This window comes from Nostoc sp. UCD121 (assembly GCF_014222285.1).
Classification (GTDB): Bacteria; Cyanobacteriota; Cyanobacteriia; order Cyanobacteriales; family Nostocaceae; genus Nostoc.
In genome coordinates this window covers 1-23,786 of sequence record NZ_JACKZS010000024.1, presented here as the reverse complement: position 1 = coordinate 23,786, position 23,786 = coordinate 1, and the positions used below count along the sequence as shown (strand labels likewise).

Genomic DNA, 23,786 nt, shown 5'->3' with positions numbered 1-23,786 from the left:
GTGTAATTTTTATGACAAATCAGGTAGCAACTGACAGATTTATCCAAGATTTAGAGCGGGTTGCTCAAGTGCGATCGGAAATGTCTGTATGTTTAAGTAAACTGGCTGAAACAATTAATCAAGCTGAGTTGGCTGGAGATTCTTCGTCAGGAAAACTCAGTTTAGAACGAGATATTGAAGATATTACAATAGCTAGCAAAAATCTCCGTCAAGGTGTATTTCGCCTTTTGGTATTGGGTGATATGAAGCGGGGAAAAAGTACGTTTCTTAATGCTTTGATTGGTGAAAACTTATTACCAAGCGACGTTAACCCTTGTACCGCAGTGTTAACAGTTTTACGTTATGGGCCAGAAAAGAAAGTTACTATTCATTTTAATGATGGTAAAAGTCCACAACAGCTAGATTTTCAGAACTTTAAATATAAATATACCATTGATCCGGCTGAAGCTAAAAAACTAGAGCAGGAGAAAAAACAAGCCTTTCCTGATGTTGATTATGCAGTAGTTGAGTATCCCTTAACGCTACTAGAAAAGGGAATTGAAATTGTCGATAGTCCGGGATTGAATGATACAGAAGCGCGCAACGAATTATCTTTGGGTTATGTAAATAACTGCCATGCAATTCTGTTTGTCATGAGAGCTTCTCAACCTTGTACGTTGGGTGAGCGTCGCTACCTAGAAAATTATATCAAAGGTCGAGGGTTAACGGTTTTCTTTTTAGTTAATGCTTGGGATCAGGTGCGGGAATCATTGATTGATCCTGATGATGTCGAAGAATTACAAGCATCGGAGAATAGATTACGGCAAGTATTTAACGCCAATTTAGCAGAATATTGTACTGTAGAAGGTCAGAATATTTATGACGAAAGGGTGTTTGAGCTTTCGTCAATTCAAGCGCTCAGACGACGGTTGAAGAACCCCCAAGCTGATTTAGATGGGACTGGCTTTCCGAAGTTTATGGAAGCCCTTAATACATTTCTTACCAGAGAACGTGCGATCGCAGAACTTCGTCAAGTCAGAACCTTGGCAAGGCAAGCCTGCAATCATACCCGTGAAGCAGTTGCTAGACGCATACCATTACTCGATCAAGATGTAAATGAATTAAAAAAACGGATTGATTCAGTGGAACCTGAGTTTAACAAACTTACAGGTATTCGAGATGAGTTCCAAAAAGAAATTATCAATACCAGAGACACCCAAGCAAGAACAATTTCTGAATCTTTTCGCGGCTACGTTTTAAATTTAGGTAATACTTTTGAAACCGATTTCTTACGTTATCAACCAGAATTAAATTTGTTTGATTTTCTCAGCAGTGGTAAACGAGAAGCATTTAACGCCGCACTGCAAAAAGCCTTTGAGCAATATATCACTGACAAATCTGCGGCTTGGACATTAACTGCTGAAAAAGATATCAATGCAGCTTTTAAAGAACTTTCTCGCAGTGCTGCACAATATGGCGCATCTTACAATCAAATCACAGACCAAATTACAGAAAAGCTGACTGGACAAGAAGTAAAGGTACATACCACTACTACTGCTGAAGAAGATAACTCTCCCGGTTGGGCAAAATGGGCAATGGGATTGTTATCACTATCTAAAGGAAATCTTGCTGGTTTCGCACTAGCTGGAGCCGGATTTGATTGGAAAAATATCTTGTTAAACTACTTCACTGTAATTGGTATTGGCGGAATAATTACAGCAGTGACAGGTATTTTTCTTGGACCAATCGGATTTGCACTGCTAGGTTTAGGAGTCGGCTTTTTGCAAGCAGATCAAGCCCGTAAAGAGTTAGTTAAAACGGCAAAGAAAGAATTAGTTAAACATCTACCTCAAGTAGCACACGAGCAATCTCAGGTTGTATATAATGCTGTAAAAGAGTGTTTTGACTCTTACGAAAAAGAAGTGGGTAAGCGGATTAACGATGATATTGTCTCGCGCAAATCTGAATTAGATAATTTAGTCAAACAGAAACAAACCCGTGAAATCAATCGTGAGGGTGAGTTGAATCGTTTAAAAAACTTACAGCAAGACGTAATAGCTCAGTTGCAAAAAATTGAAGCGGCGTATAGTAATTTATTAGCTTACTATAGCTAATAATAGTTTATTCCATTCTTAGATAGAAGCTAAAAATGCTTATAGGGAGGCTCTGAACTATGCCTCCCCTAACTATAAGTCAATACGATTCAGTTAACTGTTTCCTTCTTCCCTTTGCGTTCTTTGCGTCCTTTGCGGTTCGTTAAAATAATTGACTTTGGCAATTAGGAACGAACCGCAAAGGACACAAAGAAAGAAAGAAAGAAAGGAACTTTGGCGCAACCTAACAAAAAATAATGGTGTCAGAAGTTTAGTCTTAATAAGCTTGCCTATAAACGATAAATTGCTCACGACGATCTAAAATTTTGTTATATGTTTAATTATGCCTGGCATAAACATAATAATGTGAGATGTTAGCCTCAACGATATGCATGACTAGCTAGAAGCTGAGAACGAGAACTATGCAACAACAGTATGAAGGTTATAAGGATTTAGCAGATTCTCTCAAATCTGCATCTGGTTTACTTAATTTAGAACGCAAATCGCAACTGCATCAAGATATAATTACCATTTGCAATCATCTTGTTAATCCTAGTTTCCGCATTGCAGTATTTGGCCCTTTTAATCATGGCAAGTCTACCTTACTGAATGCCATGCTAGGGAATCGCACCTTACCAATTGATTTAATCCCTACTACAGGCGCATCGATTACTGTCAAGTATGGCTCTGATGTGCGAACTCGCATCATGTTGGTAGATGGCACAGAAATCTATCGCAGTGGCACAGAAATTTTACAACAATTTGCAATTCTTGATGGCAATAGACAGATGCGAAAAGATGTAGCATCTGTGGAAGTTTTTTGTCCACATCCCTTTTTGGAAACAGGTGTAGAATTCCTTGATTTACCGGGAACAAATGATAGAGATGAACAAGATAATTTAGTTCGAGAACAACTTTTAGGTGCAGATTTAGTTATCCAATTATTAGATGCACGTAAATTAATGACTTTAGGTGAGCGGGAGAACTTACGAGATTGGCTATTAGATCGCGGTATTAAAACAGTTATATTTGTTGCTAATTTTCTGAACTTACTCGAACCCGACGAGCAAAAACAAGTCCAAAATCGCTTGCTGTTTGTTGCAGAAAGCTTTCGAGCCGAATTATCTCCAGGTTTTAGTAATTTATATCGCGTCGATGCTTTACCTGCTTTAAGAGCAAGATTAAAAGGTGATGTTGCGGCTGCCAATAGTAGCGGGTTAGCGGCTTTTGAAACAGCTTTGCAAAATATTGTGGGGATTTTGCAACCAAACCGTGGTAGCGTGCGTTTGCCAAGAGTGGAAGCGATCGCTTCTCAAATCCAACTATCATTAAAAGCTAAAATTGACCCGATTGCTATTGAAATAAAATCTTTTGATGATAAACAAAATAGTAAAATTGAAATTAAACAAAAAGCAGCTAACTTAATTTATAAAGGTTTCGCTACCAGCATCGAAGAATTACGCGATTGGCTAGAATTACCCAAGCTACTTACAAAATATCAAGCTGATGCGGCAGTTGCATTGGCAGAAAATAAGTTTAAAGATTGGCAAACAAATACTCTTAAAAAAGACCTGAATCAATTACAATTAGCTGCTGTAAAATGGCTTTATCAAGCTTACGAATTTTTCCAAGAAGAACGACCGCAAGATTTATTAATTCCTTTTCCTAGCGAACCACAAGTAATACTACCCCCAAGGCCAAACAATAATGATGATTTGAGTGAACCTGGTTCTATCGCTGTTGGTGGTGGTATCGGTTGGTTATTAGGCGGCCCAGTTGGCGCTGCTGTCGTCGGGAGTATTTCTTATTTGTTAAACAAGAATATCCAAAAACAAGATGATCAATTAGCAAAGGAATCTTATCATCAGGAAGTTGCTAAACTTTGTATAACTACAATTGAAGATTATTTTTCTAGTTTTAGCAGCCAAGGATTATCCATTCTGGCTGAATATGAACGGCAATCGGAAAAAGTTATTTGCTTTCAATTCAGCCAAGAGCCAGGAGAAATTACTAATAAACGGGGAAATTTGCAACAGTTACAAAATGGTTTTAATGATTTGTTACGAGAGTTAAAAAAAGTCAAAATACTTTCAAACTATCAACCTTATAAAGAAATACCGAAATACACAAATATTAATAGAAAATATTCACCACAGCCAGAAAGAGTTAAACTTTCCCCTGAAAAAGATCCTGTTATTAAGCAACAACAGGAAAAGACTGCTAAAAATAGTGGTACAAGGGTAGAATCTGTTTCTCCACCACCATCGCCAAAACCTTCTCCGTCTCCGCTTCCAGAACAAGTGGAAGCGAAATTTCGTGAGTGGGAACTCAATGAGGAAATAGCACGGATGAAAGCAGAGATGCAATCACCTGGTTCCCAAACTAGCAAACAGCAAAATTCAACTCAAAGCAATAAAGCACCCAACCAACCAAAAACCCAAACGGAAAAAGATAAGATTACCCGCGCCTACGGCATTTTAGGATTGCAAACAAATGCTTCTCAGGCTGAGGTAAAGCAGGCTTATCGAACCTTAGTAAAAAAATGGCATCCAGATTTGTTTGTGAATCAGCCGCAACTGCTCAAACAAGCACAAGAAAAAATGCACTTAGTTAATGATGCTTACACAATTTTGAGTGATAAATAAACAACAAGATACTGGACTTATTTAATCAGTGAGATTTCATCCTAATTTCATTTCTGGCTGCCAAGCTAATAAGTAAATATAGAATTAGGAAACTATGAGGTGAGACTTATGCAACTGCTATCTTTGAGGAATGGCTTTTTGGCGTTAACTTTTACTGCGATCGCTTCAGCAGGTGGGTTAATCACAGGATGTACCAATACTACTTCTCAGAACCAAAGCCAAGCCCTAAAGGAAACCGCCACCAATGCTAATGACAAGCAGATGATGAATCACGGTGGTGGCATAATGAATCACAGCATGGGAATGGATTTAGGCCCAGCCGATACTAATTTTGATTTACGATTTATTGATGCTATGATACCGCACCATCAAGGGGCGGTGGAAATGGCTAAAGAAGCGCAGCAGAAATCAAAACGTCCTGAAATCAAAAAGCTAGCAGACAATATCATCAAATCGCAAAACCAAGAAATCACTCAGATGAAGCAGTGGCGACAAGCTTGGTATCCCAAGGCGGGGGATAAACCAATGGCTTACAACAGTCAAATGGGCCACATGATGGAAATGTCTTCTGATCAAATGCAAACCATGATGATGAATCAGAATTTAGGTGCAGCTGATGCGGAATTTGATCTGCGCTTTATCAATGCGATGATTCCTCACCACGAAGGGGCTGTAACAATGGGGCAAGATGCTTTAAGTAAGTCTAAGCGCCCTGAAATCAAGAAATTAGCCCAAGAAATTGTTAAAGCCCAAGATATAGAGATTAAACAAATGCAACAGTGGCGAAAAGCTTGGTACAACAAGTAGATGCTTGATGACTCGCTAACGTAATTCGGGGTAGGTGTTTGGTTATTCCAGGAGCGCTGTCTACGATGGGCTACGCCTACGCAGCAAAATTTCATCCTAATTTCATTTCCCAATGGAAGACTGGGTAGTGAGACGGAACCACTATATTTCCTCTGCCTCTGTATCCAAAGACTTTTGATAGCGATGCCTAAATCCTATTCCCAAGCACTTACAGTTATTCGCTGTGTTTCTGGGACACTTTTCAATATTTTTTTACTTGCTAGTCCCGCAGTTGTTTTAGCTCACACTGGACACGGAAATGAATTTCAAGGAGGAAGTAAAGCAAGTGGTGCTAGTGGCTCTATTCAAGTTGATGCCCAAACAGCCAAACGGCTAGGAATTAAAGTTGAACCTGTCAAACGCCAGCAGCTAGCTGTTGGTATTAAAACTACCGGACAGATTGAAACTCTACCCAGCCAAAAAGTGGAAGTAAATACGCCAATTTCTCAAGCGAAAGTGGTTGAGTTATTAGTGGAACCTGGTGTCATGGTGAAAAAAGGTCAACCAGTTGCCATTATATCCAGTCCTGAACTGGTGGAAATGCGGGTTAATTCCCAGGAAAAACTTGCTCAAGGTCAGGCTGATTTACAGCAAGCGCAGGCTGATTTAAGGCTAGCTCAACAAAACCGCGATCGCTATCAACAAATAGCCGCAGCTGAAATCGCTCAAGCACAGAGCCAAGTGGCTTTTGCTCAAGAGAAGTTTAACCAAGATCAACGGTTAGTTAATGCTGGCGCTTTACCACGTCGTAACGCTCTTGAATCCGAAACTCAGTTAGCTCAAGCCAAAGCCGAACTTGCGAAAGCTGCTAGTCGTCGTGATGTTATCGAGGCAGAAAATCAGCTAAAACGCGCTGATTCAGCCGTTCAGGTAGCAAAGTCTCGTATCCAACTAAGTAATAGTATTTATCAAACTCGGCTTTCTCAATTGGGAACCCGCGCTAATGCTCAAGGACTTGTTACCGTGACATCTCCAATTTCCGGCAAAGTTGCCGATCGGGAAGTTACCCTTGGTCAATCGTTTGAGGATGCGGGTGGGAAGTTGATGACAATTATCAATGACAGTCGCGTTTTTGCCACCGCGAATATTTATGAAAAAGATTTGAATCAGGTAAAAAGCGGTCAACAGGTAAGGGTCAAAGTTGCTTCTATACCCAACCGTACCTTTATCGGACGAATTACCCGCATTGGTTCTGTGGTGGAAGGGGAAACGCGAGTCGTACCAGTGCAAGCTGAACTAGAGAATTCTGGTGGAGTGCTAAAACCAGGAATGTTTGCGGAATTAGAAGTTGTTACAAACCAAACATCATTAGGCATATTAGCAATTAACAGCGCGGCTGTAGTTGAAGCCAATGGGAAAAAACAGGTTTATGTACAAAATGGCAATGCCTATCAGCCTGTTGAAGTTACTTTAGGTCGAACCTCTGGGGATATGGTTGAGGTCAAAACTGGCTTATTCGAGGACGATTTGATCGTGACAGTGCGATCGCCTCAGCTTTATGCTCAGTCTTTGCGTGGCGATACTAAGCCAAAAGTAGATGAACACCCAGAAACTCCTATACAGGCTACAAAAGAGCCAGCACCACTGTGGCTACTGGGAGCAGGAGCCGCATTAACCCCGATCGCTTTCATTGCAGGTGCTTTTTGGTCTAATCGTCGCACCAACCAACTTCAACCAGCACAGCACAACGTAAATAAACCACCCATTTGAAATGTCTAAAACCCTTACACCATCTTAATTACGAATTACGAATTACGAATTACGAACTACAAATAATGCTGAGTGCGATTATTAAATGGGCGATCGCCCGCCGTTGGTTAGTTATCCTAGGTACAATTGTCATAACGCTTTGGATATTTCGGACAATTATCCAAATGCCGTTAGATGTTTTCCCCAGCTTTGCACCACCCCAAGTTGAAATTCAAACTGAAGCACCAGGGCTAGCACCAGAAGAAGTTGAATCTCTGGTAACTTTACCAATTGAAAGTGCCATTAACGGTACTCCAGGAATTACAGCAGTACGTTCTTCTAGCGCATCGGGACTTTCCGTTGTCAAAGTAATTTTTAACTGGGGAAGCGATATTTATCAAGCTCGCCAATTGGTAACAGAGCGATTGCAGCAGAGTTCTGGTAAGCTTCCTGAAGGAGTGGAAACGCCACAAATTTCCCCCACCACTTCCCCCATCGGTACTGTACTGCAATACGCCTTCACTTCTGAAAATACTCCTTTGATGGAAGTGCGACGCATTGTCGATTGGCAAGTAACAAATCGCCTTTTGGCTGTTCCAGGTGTTAGTCAGGTTATAGCGTATGGCGGCGATACTCGCCAATATCAAGTATTAATTGACCCAGAGAAGTTACAAGCATTTAATGTCACTTTAGCAGATGTGCAGGAAGCTGTATCTGCTGCCAATGTTAATGCACCTGGTGGCTATTTAATTACCCGCGATCGCGAAAAATTAATTCGAGGTATTGGACGGATTGAATCTATTGAAGAATTACAGCAGTCAGTAATTACTGCCCGCAACGGTACACCTGTAAAAATATCCGATTTAGCTGATGTCCAAATTGGTGCAGCTATCAAACGCGGTGATGGCAGTTTTAACGGTCAAAAGGCAATTATTGTGATGATTAATAAACAGCCTCAAGCCGATACGCCTACTATTACCCGTGCCATAGAAGAGGCGATGTCGGAAATAAAAGCTGCTTTACCCAAAGATATTAATATAACTCCGACCTTCCGCCAAGAAAACTATATTGATTCTTCCATTGCCAATGTTAGAGAAGCTTTAATTGAAGGCAGTATTATTGTTGCACTTATCTTGATTCCATTTTTGATGAATTGGCGTAACTTAGCTATTTGTCTAACGGCTCTACCATTATCCTTACTAATAGGAGTACTATTACTAAATTTGCTAGGACAAGGTTTAAATACTATGACTTTGGGAGGGTTAGCAGTAGCAATTGGTTCCGCAGTTGATGATGCAATTGTGGATGCTGAAAACGTCTATCGTAACCTCCGAGAAAACAAATATTCACCCAACCCGCGTCCAGTTTTAGATGTAGTATTTGACGGTTGTCAAGAAGTACGCGATTCAGTTTTTGGAGCCACCATAATTACAATAGTTGTCTTCTCTCCAGTTTTTGCTTTGGCTGGTGTAGAAGGTAGTATTTTTATCCCAATGGGATTAGGCTATATGGCGGCAGTTATCGCTTCTAGTATTACAGCATTAACGGTGACTCCGGCATTATGTGCAATCTTATTACCTTACGGTAACTTGCCAGAAACCGAGCCTTGGATAGCAAGATTTTTTAAGAAGCTTTATCATCCCCTATTAACATTTTCTCTACGGCATTCTGGAATTATTTTAACTCTAGCTGCGGCCAGTTTAGTAGCATCTGCTGTGATTGCTCCTTCCTTTGGAAGAGTGTTTTTACCAGAATTTCAAGAGCAAACTTTGGTGAATACCCTTACTCTCTATCCTGGTGTATCTTTGGAAGCTACTAATGTAGCTGGAGAAGCACTTCAAGATGCGCTGAAGGGAGACTCTAGATTTCCTTACGTGCAGTTGCGTTCTGGACGTGCGCCTGGTGATGCAGATGCAGCAGGGGTGAATTTGGGGCATTTGGATATTGAGTTGAGCAAAGCGGCGATGGAAGATAGGGAAGCGAGTATTAAAAAGCTGCGGGAAGAGTTTGCTAAATTACCAGGAGTAGCGCCAAATATTGGAGGTTTTATCTCTCATCGGATGGATGAGGTTTTGTCTGGTGTGAGAAGTGCGATCGCTATTAAAATTTTCGGTTCAGAATTAGAACAACTTCGCATCATTGGGAGCAAGGTAAATGAGGTGATGAAAACCGTTAATGGAATTGTTGATTTACAACTTGAGCCTCAAGTACCAGTGGAACAAATACAAATTAAGTTCAATCGCCAAGCTGCTTCTCGATATGGTTTAACGGTAGGAAAACTTTCCGAAATTATTGAAACTGCCCTCAATGGAAAAGTCGTTTCCCAAGTCTTAGAAAAACAACAAACTTTTGACTTAGTTGTGTGGTTAAAACCAGATGCACGTCAAAGTCTGGATACCATTGGCAATTTATTAGTTGATACTCCTGGCGGTCAAAAGATTCCTTTATCACAAGTTGCCATAATTAACAATGGCACAGGACCAAATACGATTAACCGGGAAAATGTTTCCCGCTTGATTGTTGTTTCCGCTAACGCTAGCGGTAGAGATTTGCGCTCTATCGTAAATGAAATTCGAGACAAAGTTAATCAACAAGTGCATCCTCCCTCTGGTTACTATATTCAATATGCAGGGCAATTTGAGGCGCAAGAACGAGCCACTCAGAATATCTTCATTTCCGGTGCGATCGCCTTTGTTGTCATTACAGTAATTATGTATCTTTCAGTCAAATCCATCCCTTCTACCATCATGATTATGATTAACTTACCTTTGGCGTTAGTGGGAGGAGTATTTTCGGTAGCTTTAACAGACGGCATTATTTCTATTGCTTCTTTAGTTGGCTTTGTCACTCTATTTGGTGTTGCCACCCGTAATGGTTTGTTACTAGTAGATAATTACAATACCAAATTTGCAGAAGGGATGCCTCTTAAAGAAGTGCTTATTCAAGGTTCAATGGAACGGCTTAACGCCATTTTAATGACAGCTTTTACCTCTGCTTTAGGATTAGCACCATTAGTAGTTGAGAGTGGCCCTGGTAAAGAAATTTTGCAACCCCTTTCGATAGTAGTATTAGGTGGCTTGTTTACCTCGACAGCATTAACACTGTTAGTTATTCCTGCTCTGTATGCTCAGTTTAGGAAGTTTTTGGCTCCTAAAAATACTATTTTTTTACAAAAGATTGATGTAGCCAAAAATCCAGTATTATAATTTGAATTTTATATTTGTTTATTATTTATGATCCGGAGTAAATCAATGATTTCAGTAAAATCAAGCTTGATTCTTATAGGAAGTGTAGGGCTACTTTTTTTGGGAGCTTGTAGTAACAGTAATCAAGTAGCTACTATCGAGAAAAGTCCAGCTATTTCTACCTCAACTCCAGCTTCGCCTGCTGGCAAAACATCTAGCCAGCATGGTGAATCTAAAGGAGGTCAGGTTGTGGAAACAGGAGCCTATCATTTAGAGTTTGTAGCTGAGAAAGAAGCTAATGGAACTCATATAGATTTCTACTTACAAAAAGGAGACAATCACGAAGCAATATCTAATGCCAAAGTAAAGGCTCAAGTTCAGACACCTGATGGAAGGCAGAAAACTTTAAACCTTGCTTATGATCGAGAAGATAAACACTACACTGTTTTGCTACCAGAAAAATCTTCTGGTCAATATCAAGTAAAGATGCTTGTAGATATTGATGGCAAAAAAGTAGATGGTCGTTTTAGTTTTAATAAATAATATGAGAGTGTTGCTAGTCGAAGATGAGCCAGATTTGGGTTCGGCAATCAAGCGCACCTTGAATCTGGAAAAGTATGTAGTTGACTGGGTTTTAGATGGTAATGAAGCATGGGATTATCTAGAAAACCAGTGGACGCAGTACACTTTGGCTATTATCGATTGGATGTTGCCAGGATTGTCTGGGTTAGAACTGTGTAGTCGGCTACGAACACGACGTAATCCTTTGCCAGTATTGATGCTGACAGCCAAAGATCGGATGGAAGATAAAGTTGCTGGGTTGGATGCAGGTGCTGATGATTATTTAGTGAAGCCCTTTGGTATGGCGGAATTGTTAGCGCGGTTGCGTGCTTTGCAGAGGCGATCGCCCCAATTTCAATCCAAAGAATTAACTGTTGGCAACCTGACTCTTTATTACAGCAACAGTATGGTTGTCAGCCAGAACCATCAAGGGCATAAACAGGTAATTCCTTTAACTAATAAAGAATTCCAGCTACTAGAGTATTTTATGAAGCATCCGCACCAAATTGTCACAACTGAACAGATTCGCAATCAGCTTTGGGAGGTGAGTGCAGAACCCGTTAGTAATGTGGTGGCGGCTCAAATACGTTTGCTGCGCCGCAGATTAGCCAGTAGTGGCTGCGGTAATCCTATTGAAACTATGCATGGTGTGGGATATCGTCTCAATCTCACCAATGAAAATCCCCATTCTTACAGCAATTTTTAGGTAAAAAAACCAATGAGACAATAACAATTCTGGCTACCAAATATAATGTACAGTCTTCACGTAAGTGATATTGAGGAAAAAACGTGGAATTTCAGAAGTTATTGTCTATTTTTACTTTAGTAAAGATTGCTACGTTCGCTCTGAGTGTACCTGTATTTGCTCAAATCACCCAGATTCCCTCCAATTCTTCACAGTCGAGTTGTCGTGCAACTAAAGTAGATACTCCAATTTTTAAAGAACCTTCAACATCATCCAATGCTATCAGAATATTGTCGGCACAAACAAGGATTACTTTAGCATATATACCAGTTAGTGGAGATAGATTTGTCAGAATTAAATCTCCGAGTTCAGGGTTTATTCAAACTGCTGTGCTGAAATTTTGTCAGACAAATAACAACACTCAAAACCTGTTGAGTAAACCTACTATTGGCAGTGTATGTCGGCAAATTGTGCAAACTGAAACTCTACGTCGCCAACCAAGTCTAAAAGGAGATTATATTACAACACTTTATCCAAACGCAATCGTGTTTGTGAACTTGGTTACAGGTAATGTAGTTAAGTCACACCAATCTGAAAATTACATTTGGGTAGAAATCGACCTTTCCAGAAGTTTCCCTGGAGAGTTATCCGGTAATGGTTGGATAGCCAATACTGACTTAGTAAATACTCCTAGATTAAGCAGTCTAGCTTATTGTAGTTAGTAGGCTATTTCGATTAATATCTCGACCCAGTATGAGTTTATCCATCCGCTAGGGTCGCGCCTTCGACCGCGCAGCAAGAGCCTGACTCGACCATTTTTAGGATTTATAAATTCCATCTAACTGTTTTCCTTGTCAAGCTCAAGTTGCATGGCTACTAACTACGTGGATTATGAATCAAAATAAACTTTTTAACTTAACGCGGGTGCGTTTGGCTCTGTGGTATGCGCTTGTGATGGCTGTGATTTTAAGCCTATGCGGATTCGGCGTATACACAGCCGTGTCCCATGCCCATTGGGTAACATTAGACCGAGAACTGGAATCTGTCGCGGGAACGATACATGACAGTATCGAACTGAAACTAAAGCAACCCGGACGCATTGAACCAGTCGTAAAGCAGCTTTTACCAAATATTTGTGTAATTGGGGAAAGTTGCATTCAACAGCAGTCGAGTTCTGAAAGGCATATTCTCAGCGCCATCCATCAAGGCTACTACTATGTACGTTTTTTTGATAATTCAGAACACTTGATTGCGATCGCAGGTTCTCATCCAGAGGGACTTTCTCTAGCCTTTAACAAGGAGCTTTGGCAAAATCTCAAAGACAGCAAAGGCAACCCATATTACCAAATTTCTTTTGTACTCCACACTCAGGATAATCGTGATTGGGGATACATCCAAGTGGGGCGAAGTCTGGAAGATTTCAATAGTTATCTGGATGCTGTGAAATTAATTTTAGCTGTGGGATTGCCTACAACGATGGTTGTAGTTAGTGTTGCTAGCTGGTGGTTAGCAGGATTAGCAATGCAACCTATTTATCAATCCTATAGACAAATCCAACAATTTACAGCAGATGTAGCACATGAATTGCGAACACCTTTAGCTGCAACACAAGCAACGGTGGAATCAGCCTTGTTGATGCCGAAATTAGATGAAATCGAAGCGCGGGACATTCTACAAACTATAAACCGTCAGAATCATCGACTTACTTCTTTAGTTCTTGATTTGCTCCTCTTGGCTCGCCTAGATCGGCAACCTCTGCCATTACGACATGAATGTTGCTTAAATGATATTGTCAATGACTTAATAGAGGAATTTGCAGCGATCGCCTTTTCTGCTCAAGTTACACTAATATCTGCAATCAGAGTTGAGCAACCTCTAAATATCGTAGGTGATTCTGACCAACTCTATCGTCTGGTTTCTAATTTAATTATCAATGCAATTCAATACACGCCACAATCTGGAAAGGTAACTGTTGTCTTAGATCGCAGTGAAAATTATGCTGTGATTCAGGTTCAAGATACAGGTATTGGTATTCCACACCAGGAATTGACTCGGATTTTTGATCGCTTTTACCGAGTGAATAGCGATCGCTCTCGTAAAACTGGCGGTTCTGGATTAGGATTAGCGATCGCTCAGGCAATTATTCAGTCACACCAAGGTAGTTTAAATGTGCAGAGCCAATTAGGTAAAGGTAGCACTTTTACTATTCAATTACCCTTAGATGTGACACCAATTTCCCAATTTAAATTGCTGTATCGTCGCCAGCCTAAATTTAAATAAAATTTTCTTACCAAACTTTACTCATATTCAAAATAAACCCTGCATCTGAACTTGTTATTTAAAGCAGAGGACAAACCTTTCACTTCCAATCCCACTAATGAGCAATCGTTCTTTTTTGTTATTCAGTAATTGTTGAGTCCAATTGGTAAATCCACCATCTACAAGGAAATATTCTGTTCCTGATGAGTCACGACCATAGATATGGAATCCAGCACTATCATAATAACCACGACCAGTTTCACGCTCCTGATCGAATGCGAAGGTAATTTGTGGATATTGGGTGGCTAGTTTTTCAAGTACGGAGGTTTGAAGCGCACTGTAGCGAATTTTATCAAACGCGGTTAACGAGACACGCACATCTGCAATCGCAAAGCCACTATGGTTAGCTGCTTCAAATAGCTGGAAATAGAATTCCAAATGTTCTATAAGGGCATCAATTTCAAAACGATAAGAACCTGTATCACGTCCAGCCGTACAAAGACCCAGCAAACGAAAATGCTGGAATAAATTTGGCCCCTTTACTTGCTGGGTGCGTAACACATGATGACTGGCACACAATTTTATGATTTCATGGTCGCGTGTATGTTTGGCAGCCCGTTTGCGCTTTGCACACTCTAACGCCAAAACGTTTGTTACGTCCGCAGTCACTTCAGTATTACGAACGGTGGACAGTACCTTGTTTTGGTTAACTGTTGCTACGGCAGAGTTTGTCCCCAGTGGAGAAACGGGCGAAAGTTCTAGCGCCTCAAACCCTGGTGGAAGAACGGAATAAGCAAGGCGATCGAATTCAAGTTGTTGTTCAGGATTCACTTGCGACGGCACTACAAAGCGATTGTTTTCATACTGCTTTAAGATGTCGCTAGGCGTGAGGGAAGCTGCGCGTTGGCGATAAACTTCAAGTAGAAGAGATTGTAAGTCTGACAAGCTCAACCGATTCGTCAAGATATCAAGAAGGTCTGGAGTATTGGCAGCAGCGAGAATGCGCTCAATGATTTTGTCTGGCATATAGCAGTTTTTCAGTCAAACTTTTTTCTCACATTACGGTAAAAAAACAAAAATCGCTGTATTTTGCAAGACATCATTATCTATAAGTTCTTCTCCAGGTTCGGATACTTAGCTAACTGACTATATTCTCATGCGAAGAAACAAAGACGCAAAAATATAACTTTGCGCCTTTGTTTTTTTATCCGAAATCATTCTCAGATTTACTTGTTAGGCTGAGGAGTCATCCGCAGATAGGGTTTGATTTCCTCGTAACCTTTGGGGAATTTCTCTTTAAGTACTTCTGGATCTTTGAGTGAGGGGACAATTACAACATCCTCTCCATCTTTCCAGTCAGCTGGTGTCGCCACGCTGTAATTATCAGTCAATTGCAGAGAATCAATTACCCGCAAAATTTCATCAAAGTTACGTCCCGTGCTGGGAGGATAGGTGAAACTTAGGCGGAGTTTCTTATTGGGGTCAATCACGAAAACCGATCGCACTGTCACAGTCGCATTAGCATTGGGGTGAATCATGTCGTAAAGCTCAGAAACCTTACGATCCGCATCCGCCAAAATTGGGTAGTTAAGGGTGGTGCTTTGAGTTTCTTCAATGTCTCCCACCCAGCCTTTGTGGGATTCTACATCATCAACGCTGAGTGCGATCGCTTTGACATTGCGCTTGTCAAATTCTGGTTTGAGCTTGGCAACTGTGCCGAGTTCTGTTGTACAAACAGGTGTAAAATCAGCAGGGTGAGAGAACAGCACAACCCAGCTGTCACCTGCCCATTGGTAAAAATCGATGTCGCCGTGTGTTGAGGCTTGCGTAAAGTTGGGTACTGTGTCACCTAGACGGAGAGCCATGTGAGATTCCCTGTAGTTAAAAGGCATATATATTCTAGTATGTCATCATGACATAAAACCCCGATTTCCCAATCGGACTTTAGCAGTTTGAAACAAAATTTTAGGTTTTCAGCGCTCTCAGATCAGTGATTAAAAGGAGGTAAAAAGTATTGACTAAAGTACACATACATGCTCTAGTTTATTATTTTTTCCCTATAGGTTTTTCTTTACATAGAGGATTGCAAATATCAGGGCAATAGCTGGCTATAAGCTATTGCACGTCTGGCTTATTGATTTACAACATTTCCACATTATTGCAAAATTCCGATAATTTTTCTTCGCATCGATGCAATATTATGAGAAATTTATAAGCTATGACAAATTTAATTGTCACAGAACGACTAATGAGAATAAAGATTACAAATATATTTATTATTTTTGAATTAATTATGATATTAATCCTTTTGGTTATTGGTGTTATCCTCAGCACAACTGCAAGTTTTGTTTTTGGAGTTCCTTGGTTGATGCCGATTTTAGGTACTGCTGTTCCCTATCCCATTTTCTTGTTACGAGTGCGTCGTCAACAATATAAAAGTGCTTTTTGGTGGATGTTATTGTGGGGAGTTTTGCAGAGTATTGCTGTAATTGTAGCAACTGCGATCGCACCAGAAACAGCAGCAAAAGTTATCCTCCGTGGACAGTCATACACTACTGAGATGTTTCACTGGATTCGCACGGGAGAAGGTATGGAAGGTTCACTCAATTTATTTTTACCAGACCATTTATTGCACTACGGTATTTTTTGTATTCTCTGCGTTGCCACTATTAGTAGCGTGGCATTGATATTCGGCACCTGGATGCTGAACTACATGAATTTTTATGTTGCAGAACTGGTAAAAGTTAGTGCTAAACCTTGGTTAGCAGTTATTTTAGGATGGTATCCTTGGTCACTTCTGCGGATAATCGGGTTTATCGCCACTGGGGTAGCTTTAGCTGCATTAGGATTAAATCTAGTAACTCGCATCAGAGGCGAAGTTCCGAAGTCTCCCTTTCCGAAAACTTATATGTTAATTGGGATTAGTTTTGTGATTGCGGATATCGTTGTCAAAGCGGTTCTAGCACCTATTTGGCAAAAACTGCTGTTGTCTGCGTTGGGTTAAATTCATTTGTTTGCCAGGATTTTTTGGTAGGCTTGGATTGTTTGCTTTGCGATCGCATCCCAGCTAAAATTTTCCAAGGCATATTTTTGGGCGTTTAATCCCCGTCGTTGGCGTTCTGCGGGATTTTCCAAAGCTTCTTGTAGTAACTCTACCAGTGCTTGGACATCTGTTGCACCTACCCAACCCGACTCACTATCAAGTATCTGTTGCCAAATATGCACTTGGTCAGAAATGACTACGGGTACACCTGCAACCATCGCTTCAGCTACAGCAATCCCAAAATTTTCGTAGTAGGAAGGTAAGACAAATAAATCAGCAGCTTGTAGTAAACTAACTTTGAGTTCACCAGTGACAAAGCCAGTAATTGCAGTGTGCGATCGCAGTGGTGAATTTTGAATTTGGGATACTATCTTTTTTTCGTAATCTGGATCTTGAGGATTTGTCCCAGCTAAGACAAAATGAAACTTATAACCAACCGTTAACAGCTTCTCTAGCGCCGGAATCAACAAATTTAACCCTTTTTTCGGGTCAATTCGTGACATAAACAGCACCAAAGGCACATCCTTTGGTATTTCTAGCTGAGTACATACATTTTTAATAGAAGATTGACGGGGAATCACACCCAAGGGAATTACCAAATCTGGTGTAGATACTCCAAATCTTTCTGATATTTTAGCTTCTTGCTCGCTGGTAAAATGAATAGCTGCCGCACCAGCTAAATTTTGGCGTTCTATAATTGCAACATAAAGCTGTTTTAATTGCTTCTTCTTCTGTAAATCAGCCGGATCAAGAGTACCCAAAGGACGGAAAATATAAGGTAGCTTTTGCTGACGACACACAATAGCAGCAGCGCTAATTATTGGCGAGAATAGAGCATGGATATGTGCTATGTCAAACTCGTGAGCGTGACGTTTTAGCCAGTTTAATAAATCTAGAGAAAACTTATAGCGACGAAACGGCGCACAACGAAAGTAAATTATTTCATAGCCATCTTGTTTAATTGGACGATTTAAAGGAACATCCAAAGGTGTTTGACCATTATCGCCATTACTATCAGTTGTGAGAATTGTAACTTTTACTCCCTCTTTTACCAAAGCTGGAGCTAATCCAAGTACCATTTGACTCGGCCCACCGTAAATCAGAGAAATAGAGGGAACAATTTGTAATATCTTCATTTTCTTGCCATTTGTCATTTTTATTTGTACTTTTTTCTTTGTTATTTATCAATAGGTCCAGTTAATATAATTTTCCTTCTCTTTCTTCTCTCTGCGTTCTCTGCGCCTCTGTGGTTCGTTAAAAAAATTACTTTTAGAAAGACTACTAACCTTAACTTAACCGTATTGATTTATTAATGACCAATGACTAATGGCTAATGACTAACTCTTGATAAAACTCTAATTGCTGTTTAGCCAATGCTTTATTTGTATATTGAATCATTGCTTTTTGATAACCCATTTCACCGAGATTATGAGCAAAATCTGGTTTATCCATTAATTGAACTAAGCAATTAGCAAGAGCTTGAACATCACCTTCAGGAAATACTAAGCCAGCATCGCCAATTACATAGGGAATTTCCCCGGAATCAGAACCAATCACAGGAACTTGGCAAGCCATCGCTTCAATTAGCACATGACCAAATTGCTCTTTCCAGCCAGCAGAAGTTAGGGTTTTAAACTTGTAAGTTGTTTCTGAAGGTAATACTAAAGTACTCATTAAATTGATATAACTTGCAACCTCATTATGAGGAACACTTTCTATTAAAATTAACCGTTCTCTAATATTGTTTTCTGCCGCAATTTTGAGTAATTCAGTCTGCAACTCTCCGCGTCCCAATAACAGTAACTTCCAAGGTTTATTTTTCAAATTTACTAAGGCTTGCAAAAGCGTTAACAAACCCTTCTCTTGCACAAATCGCCCTACAAAACCTACCACAAAATCTTCTTTATCAATACCAAATCTAGCTGCTAACTCTGGTTGAGCTTTGGGAGTAAATAAACTTTCATCTACGCCCAGTTGCGGCATGACTTTAATTGCTCCTTTATATCCCCTCTGTCGCAAAACTTCTGCTCCATCCTTATTGCCAGAAATAATGCCGTGGCTGTGGTTGAGGTTATATTTTTCTAATAAATAAATTGGTAGTTTCAGTTGGTAAGGAAGATTCCACCAGGTAAAAAATACATTTTTTGCCTTGAGTCCTAATAACTGATTTAAGGCAATCATTTGAGTATAAGCCAAGGCTCTAGACCCTTGTTCTACTTGGATGATTTGCGGGCGAAATTGTTTTAATAAAGATATCAAATCCGCACCAAAAGTAAGAAGTCCCTGATGATTTTGACTAAAATTAGAAACTGGAACTATTCTAAATCTGCCTTCATCACGGTATTCAGTTTCAATAATTCTGTTTTGTACACCGCCTGGTTTCCAACGCTTTGGCACTACAACCGTCACTTCAATGTTAGGTTCTAGTTGAGATAAAGCGCGTAATTTCTCACAGTTGAGGTCTACGATATAAGTATGACTAGCGACTAAGATTTTCATCTATCCTTTGTTATTCACTAATGACCAATGACAAATGACCAATGACTAATGACTAATGACTAATGACCAATGACCAATGACCAATGACTAATGACTAAACTTGTTTATCCAATCGACTGTAAATTTGACCATCATTCCATAGTGATTGGATAACACTACCCAAGGCTTTGAAAAAACCCAAAATGTAGAAAATGCCGCGAGTGGCAATTTTGATGGGGGAACCACTTTTATGGCAAGGTGGTCGTCCCAGAACGTGACAGTCAAATAAACGACCGTATAAGCGTAAAGCTTGGGCAAAAGTAAGGTTTTTCAGCCCTAGTAGGAAATGGTTGTGATAAAAGGTGAGTTGATATTTTAGCGATCGCATACTAATATCATGACAACCCCCTGTTTCTTCGCCTAAATGTACCAAATGGGCTTCTGGGTCGTACCAAATTTTATATCCGGTTTGTCGCACCCGCAAACAAAAATCTGACTCTTCGCGCACTGCACTACCGCGAAACCTCTCATCAAACCTCAATCCATACTTAGTAAATATTTCGCGGCGAAATGACATATTACAACCCCTTGCTGTCAGTACTTGCTGAGGTTTGGTGGTATGTACTAAATCAATATGATACCAAGCAATTCCTGGGTCCATAGCTTCGGGAGGCAGATATTCAATCTGTAAATCTCCTCCAGAATCACCTAATTTCATTCTGTCAAACACCCGTCCAGCTACAGCCCCCACTTCTGGATTTTGCAAATAATTTTTCGCATGGGCTGCTAACAATCCTGGGGTTAGCTGAACATCATCATCAATAAATAATATTATTTCACCAGAAGACCGCCGCACAGCATAATTTCGCGCCCCTGGCAAACTTGCCCAATCTAATCGCAACCATTTAATTTTACCTACATCTGCCATCTCTTCTAGGTAGGCTTGAATTTCTGGTTGGTGCGTTGGGGTTTGGTCTACTACTAAAACTTCAAAATTAGGATAATCCTGTTTTAGGACATCTACAATGCTATCTCGTAGAGCTTCCTCTCTACCATAAGTCGGGATAACTACAGAAATTAAAGGATAATTATCCATGATTTTTATTAAGTAATTTTTCTATTTCGATAATAACCTTATAAAAATTAATTTTCATTAATTTTACTAAGCTACTCTTGCCTTAATTTACAGTCAGTCAATAATCGAATAACCGAATAAGATTGCTTTTAATTCTTTATATTTCAACCGCCGTAGCCGCATAGAGATTATCAAATAACTCATTTTGCTTTTCGGAGTTATGTACAAGTTGCGCTTGAGCTAATGCTCCTGCACTTAAAAATTCGTAATGTTCTCGTTTATCACTTCTATCAAGAAATTGCATGATTTGTTGCAATGCTTGTTCTGCTAAATATTCATAAGTGCTATCGACAATTTCCCAATATTCATCGGTTTTAGTTTTCTCTCCATGTAGCCAATTGCTCCAGTGCCTAATTTCATTAATTGGCAACTCTAAAATATAGCCATTTTCACCATTACGAACAAACTCTGGTAAGGCGCATACATTTGTCGTAATTACAGGAGTTGCAACAGAAAAACCTTCGATGATACTAAAGCCATAAGTATCATGTAATGTTGCCATTAATTGAAAATGGCTTTGCGATAATAGCTCAATAACTTTGTCATTCGGAATATTTCTATGGAAGACAACGTTATTTAATTTCAGTAACTTTAAATCCTCTACATATTTACTGCGATCTGGGAAATCAGTTGGAACTCCTGAACCATGTTCCAGTCCCGATATTATATGTACAGTAATGGGCAAACCTAGCTTTTCAGCTTTCTGGGCTAGTCTTAAAGCAACAACTCCACCTTTCCGGGCAATGTGATTTCCAATAAATACAAGCTGGAGATTTTGCTGTTCCTGATAAAGTTTTGATTGCTTAACTTTAATTGGGAAGTTGGGATGAATAACATCCACTTTCTTACTTACTTTTTCTTCTATTTTCCAACCTTCTATCCGCTTGATTAATCTCAACTTGGCATAATCAGAAATTGCAATAATTTTTTGACAATTGTCTAGTGCTAATCGATTATTTAATAATTCATAAATTACTGTTTCAACTTGATTTTGAGGATTTCTATATAAAACACGATGATCCTCAAAGGTGAGAAACCAAGGTTTATTTGTATATAAAATTCTGTTGAAAGAATGAATTGCTTGGTATCTTTGCCATACAGGTTGCCAAGCCATAAAACTGGCTAAAGGATACCAAATTTTTTCTATAGGATATCTTCCTGCGGGGAAAGGCTTGGGGTAGATGAGTGTATGCCGAGAATTTCTAGGTAAGTTGGGAATGCTGAGGTGTTTTTGACCACATATAATAACTTTTGCCATTTTTATTTCATTTAAATTGTTTTTAGACGTTTTCTCTTGTTTTTTTGCTCAGGGTCGGCATCTTCCTTATCTTGTTTCTCTAGTTCTGGCAGTTTAAAAAGAACTCCCGCAAAAAACCAATAATAGACAGCAACCGGGTCAACATCTAGAGGATAGTAGTAGGTGTTGTAGCTAATAAACAATATAAACACCCATAAAGCTGCTCCGTAACTGCGGAAATTACGGTTCTTTATGGAGCGATAGGTTTTAAAGCCCATAATTGTTAAAGTTGTTACCAAACCCAAAAAAGCTAGTACTCCAATAATTCCAACTTCAAAAAGGACTTTGGGGTAGTAGGTTTCTACCAGTTTAGTTTTACCCATTGCGCGGGCAGAGTTAGTTGCTCGACCTAAGCCACTTCCTAAAGGCCCATCTACATTTTTCCAATTCTCTTCAAATTGCTGGACGATAAAATCTTGAGGTGGTGAAGCGTCCCAGCGACTGGTAAAACTCTCGGTTCTCTCTTGGACGACGGTAGGGTTAGTTACCATCACAATTCCTAAAACTATAGCCAGTCCTATGCCTATGGGGATAAATTTTTTAAGGTTGCCAATTTGACCAGTCAGCAATAGCAAAATCCCGAAGCATATTGGTACTAAGGCTAAGGCAATTCTTTGTCCAGAAATTACAGCATTGATAAAGACTGTCACTAAAGAACCTAAACCGACTATCCGCCAAATAAAAGAGGGATCGGTGAAGCCGGTGGCAAAGGTAAAAAAGGTGCTGGAAATTAAGAACCACGCCCATTGCCAAGGGGCTACAAATGTTCCTGGCAGACGAATTACCCCTTCTTCGGGACTATATAAAAGCGCTCCACCAAAATAACACCGGGCTTCTAGTGATGTGACAAATAGGGCATTTCCTTCAAGACCTCTAGTGCCTTGACATATACCAGTTAGCAGTAAGAGGTATTGGATACATCCCAACACACAACAAAACAGTATGAGAACAATTTGGAGGCGCGATAAAAAGAGAAAATCCCGCTTATCCCGAATTAAATAGTAAGCACAACCAATAAGGGGGACATAGCCTAAAAATACTTTTAGCCCCAAAATTCCCATACCTAAAGGTATTTCTTTCTCTACTTTTTCTAATAGTCCGACACTAGGCGGGTTAAACTGCTGTCCACCATTGACAAATAATAGCGTTAGTACACTGCAACCCAAGACAATATAAAGCGGAATTTTAATGCCTTGGGGAATAATTAAAGGTAATCCCTGCTTTCGACAAGTTTGCCAAAGTCCAATTAGCGCTGGAACATAAAAGGCATCTTTAGCTAATTGGAGTATGGGACTACTGCCTAAATAGTAAGTGATAGTGCCCCCAACAGGTACGTAAATGATGAAGGCATATAGGGCTTGGCGCGGATATTTGTAAGAAAGGGACATGATGATTATCCCTAAAACACCGGGGACTGCTGCTTTAATTCCACCTACGAAAAAAAGCACAACGCCAATGAATAAACCGCCAAAAGTGGCGGTGGTGAGTAAACTAATGAGTTCTTTACGTGCTAGGGCTGCTTTGCGTTTTTGGGCTAACTGTTCTTTGAGACTAAGAGTAGAAGTTTCCTTAGAAGTCTGCTTTTTTGATTTTTTAGATGTCTTGGATTTTGACTTTATTTTCGGCATAGTAGGGCTGTCGCCTATCAGTATCAAGGTAATACATTATACTTGACAAATTTTTTGGGATTGCTGTAAGTTGTACAATCCAAATTCGTCCTGAACTGATTGATTTAATAATTTGCGATTAAAAATGTTAAATTTTAATCTTTTGGAATTATCAAAAAGGTTTTCTCCTGTGTCCAGGATATAAACTGCTCCTGGAAATGGTAATGATTTAATAGCTTTTCCTTTATTCTCCAAAATATCCCTAACTTTGCCGTGGTCTATAT

General features: G+C 39.8%; 17 protein-coding genes and 1 pseudogene. 10 read left to right on the top strand and 8 right to left on the bottom strand.

Features of this window, described 5'->3' with window-relative positions; all coding sequences use genetic code 11:
* Positions 1–11: 11 nt before the first annotated feature.
* The 9 genes from GNF10_RS07910 (at position 12) to rppB (ending at position 13,963) form a co-directional block, all read left to right on the top strand.
* Entirely contained in the window at positions 12–2,093 is a 2,082-nt protein-coding gene (locus GNF10_RS07910) for a dynamin family protein (protein ID WP_185584090.1), read from the top strand.
* Positions 2,094–2,494: 401 nt separating this feature from the next.
* Positions 2,495–4,717: a dynamin family protein gene (locus tag GNF10_RS07905; protein ID WP_185584088.1), complete on the top strand. Its 2,223-nt coding sequence runs from the start codon at positions 2,495–2,497 to the stop codon at positions 4,715–4,717.
* A 108-nt stretch (positions 4,718–4,825) separates the two neighbouring features.
* On the top strand, positions 4,826–5,524 hold the full coding sequence (locus tag GNF10_RS07900; RefSeq protein ID WP_185584086.1) for a DUF305 domain-containing protein: 699 nt from the start codon (positions 4,826–4,828) through the stop codon (positions 5,522–5,524).
* 183 nt (positions 5,525–5,707) lie between these two features.
* A complete protein-coding gene (locus tag GNF10_RS07895; RefSeq protein WP_185584084.1) occupies positions 5,708–7,273 on the top strand; it encodes an efflux RND transporter periplasmic adaptor subunit in 1,566 nt (521 codons plus the stop codon).
* A gap of 65 nt (positions 7,274–7,338) precedes the next feature.
* Entirely contained in the window at positions 7,339–10,458 is a 3,120-nt protein-coding gene (locus tag GNF10_RS07890; protein ID WP_185584082.1) for an efflux RND transporter permease subunit, read from the top strand.
* A gap of 45 nt (positions 10,459–10,503) precedes the next feature.
* Positions 10,504–10,980: a hypothetical protein gene (locus tag GNF10_RS07885; RefSeq protein ID WP_185584081.1), complete on the top strand. Its 477-nt coding sequence runs from the start codon at positions 10,504–10,506 to the stop codon at positions 10,978–10,980.
* Between the two features lies 1 nt (position 10,981).
* Complete coding sequence (gene rppA / locus GNF10_RS07880) at positions 10,982–11,704, top strand: two-component system response regulator RppA (protein WP_185584124.1); 723 nt, start codon at positions 10,982–10,984, stop codon at positions 11,702–11,704.
* 83 nt (positions 11,705–11,787) lie between these two features.
* On the top strand, positions 11,788–12,405 hold the full coding sequence (locus GNF10_RS07875) for a hypothetical protein (RefSeq protein ID WP_185584079.1): 618 nt from the start codon (positions 11,788–11,790) through the stop codon (positions 12,403–12,405).
* 169 nt (positions 12,406–12,574) lie between these two features.
* Positions 12,575–13,963: a two-component system sensor histidine kinase RppB gene (rppB, locus tag GNF10_RS07870; RefSeq protein WP_185584077.1), complete on the top strand. Its 1,389-nt coding sequence runs from the start codon at positions 12,575–12,577 to the stop codon at positions 13,961–13,963.
* 54 nt (positions 13,964–14,017) lie between these two features.
* Here rppB and GNF10_RS07865 read toward each other — a convergent pair whose 3' ends face one another.
* Together GNF10_RS07865 and GNF10_RS07860 are read right to left on the bottom strand one after the other, a co-directional pair.
* Positions 14,018–14,968, bottom strand: a complete 951-nt coding sequence (locus GNF10_RS07865; protein ID WP_185584075.1) for a hypothetical protein — start codon at positions 14,966–14,968, stop codon at positions 14,018–14,020.
* 200 nt (positions 14,969–15,168) lie between these two features.
* A complete protein-coding gene (locus GNF10_RS07860) occupies positions 15,169–15,807 on the bottom strand; it encodes a peroxiredoxin (RefSeq protein WP_114085723.1) in 639 nt (212 codons plus the stop codon).
* 428 nt (positions 15,808–16,235) lie between these two features.
* Here GNF10_RS07860 and GNF10_RS07855 point away from each other — a divergent pair, with 428 nt between their 5' ends.
* On the top strand, positions 16,236–16,946 hold the full coding sequence (locus tag GNF10_RS07855; RefSeq protein WP_185584072.1) for a hypothetical protein: 711 nt from the start codon (positions 16,236–16,238) through the stop codon (positions 16,944–16,946).
* A 2-nt stretch (positions 16,947–16,948) separates the two neighbouring features.
* Here GNF10_RS07855 and hpsP read toward each other — a convergent pair whose 3' ends face one another.
* The 6 genes and pseudogenes from hpsP to GNF10_RS37815 form a co-directional block, all read right to left on the bottom strand.
* Complete coding sequence (hpsP, locus tag GNF10_RS07850; protein ID WP_185584122.1) at positions 16,949–18,121, bottom strand: hormogonium polysaccharide biosynthesis glycosyltransferase HpsP; 1,173 nt, start codon at positions 18,119–18,121, stop codon at positions 16,949–16,951.
* Positions 18,122–18,308: 187 nt separating this feature from the next.
* Positions 18,309–19,484 (bottom strand): hormogonium polysaccharide biosynthesis glycosyltransferase HpsO, encoded by a 1,176-nt coding sequence (gene hpsO / locus GNF10_RS07845; RefSeq protein ID WP_185584070.1) that lies wholly within the window; start codon positions 19,482–19,484, stop codon positions 18,309–18,311.
* 94 nt (positions 19,485–19,578) lie between these two features.
* Complete coding sequence (gene hpsN, locus GNF10_RS07840) at positions 19,579–20,559, bottom strand: hormogonium polysaccharide biosynthesis glycosyltransferase HpsN (protein ID WP_185584068.1); 981 nt, start codon at positions 20,557–20,559, stop codon at positions 19,579–19,581.
* A gap of 136 nt (positions 20,560–20,695) precedes the next feature.
* Positions 20,696–21,856, bottom strand: a complete 1,161-nt coding sequence (locus tag GNF10_RS07835; protein ID WP_185581613.1) for a glycosyltransferase family 4 protein — start codon at positions 21,854–21,856, stop codon at positions 20,696–20,698.
* 11 nt (positions 21,857–21,867) lie between these two features.
* On the bottom strand, positions 21,868–23,523 hold the full coding sequence (gene hpsL / locus GNF10_RS07830; protein WP_185581612.1) for a hormogonium polysaccharide biosynthesis protein HpsL: 1,656 nt from the start codon (positions 23,521–23,523) through the stop codon (positions 21,868–21,870).
* 36 nt (positions 23,524–23,559) lie between these two features.
* A pseudogene (locus GNF10_RS37815) lies at positions 23,560–23,786 on the bottom strand (glycosyltransferase family 2 protein); the annotation flags it as partial.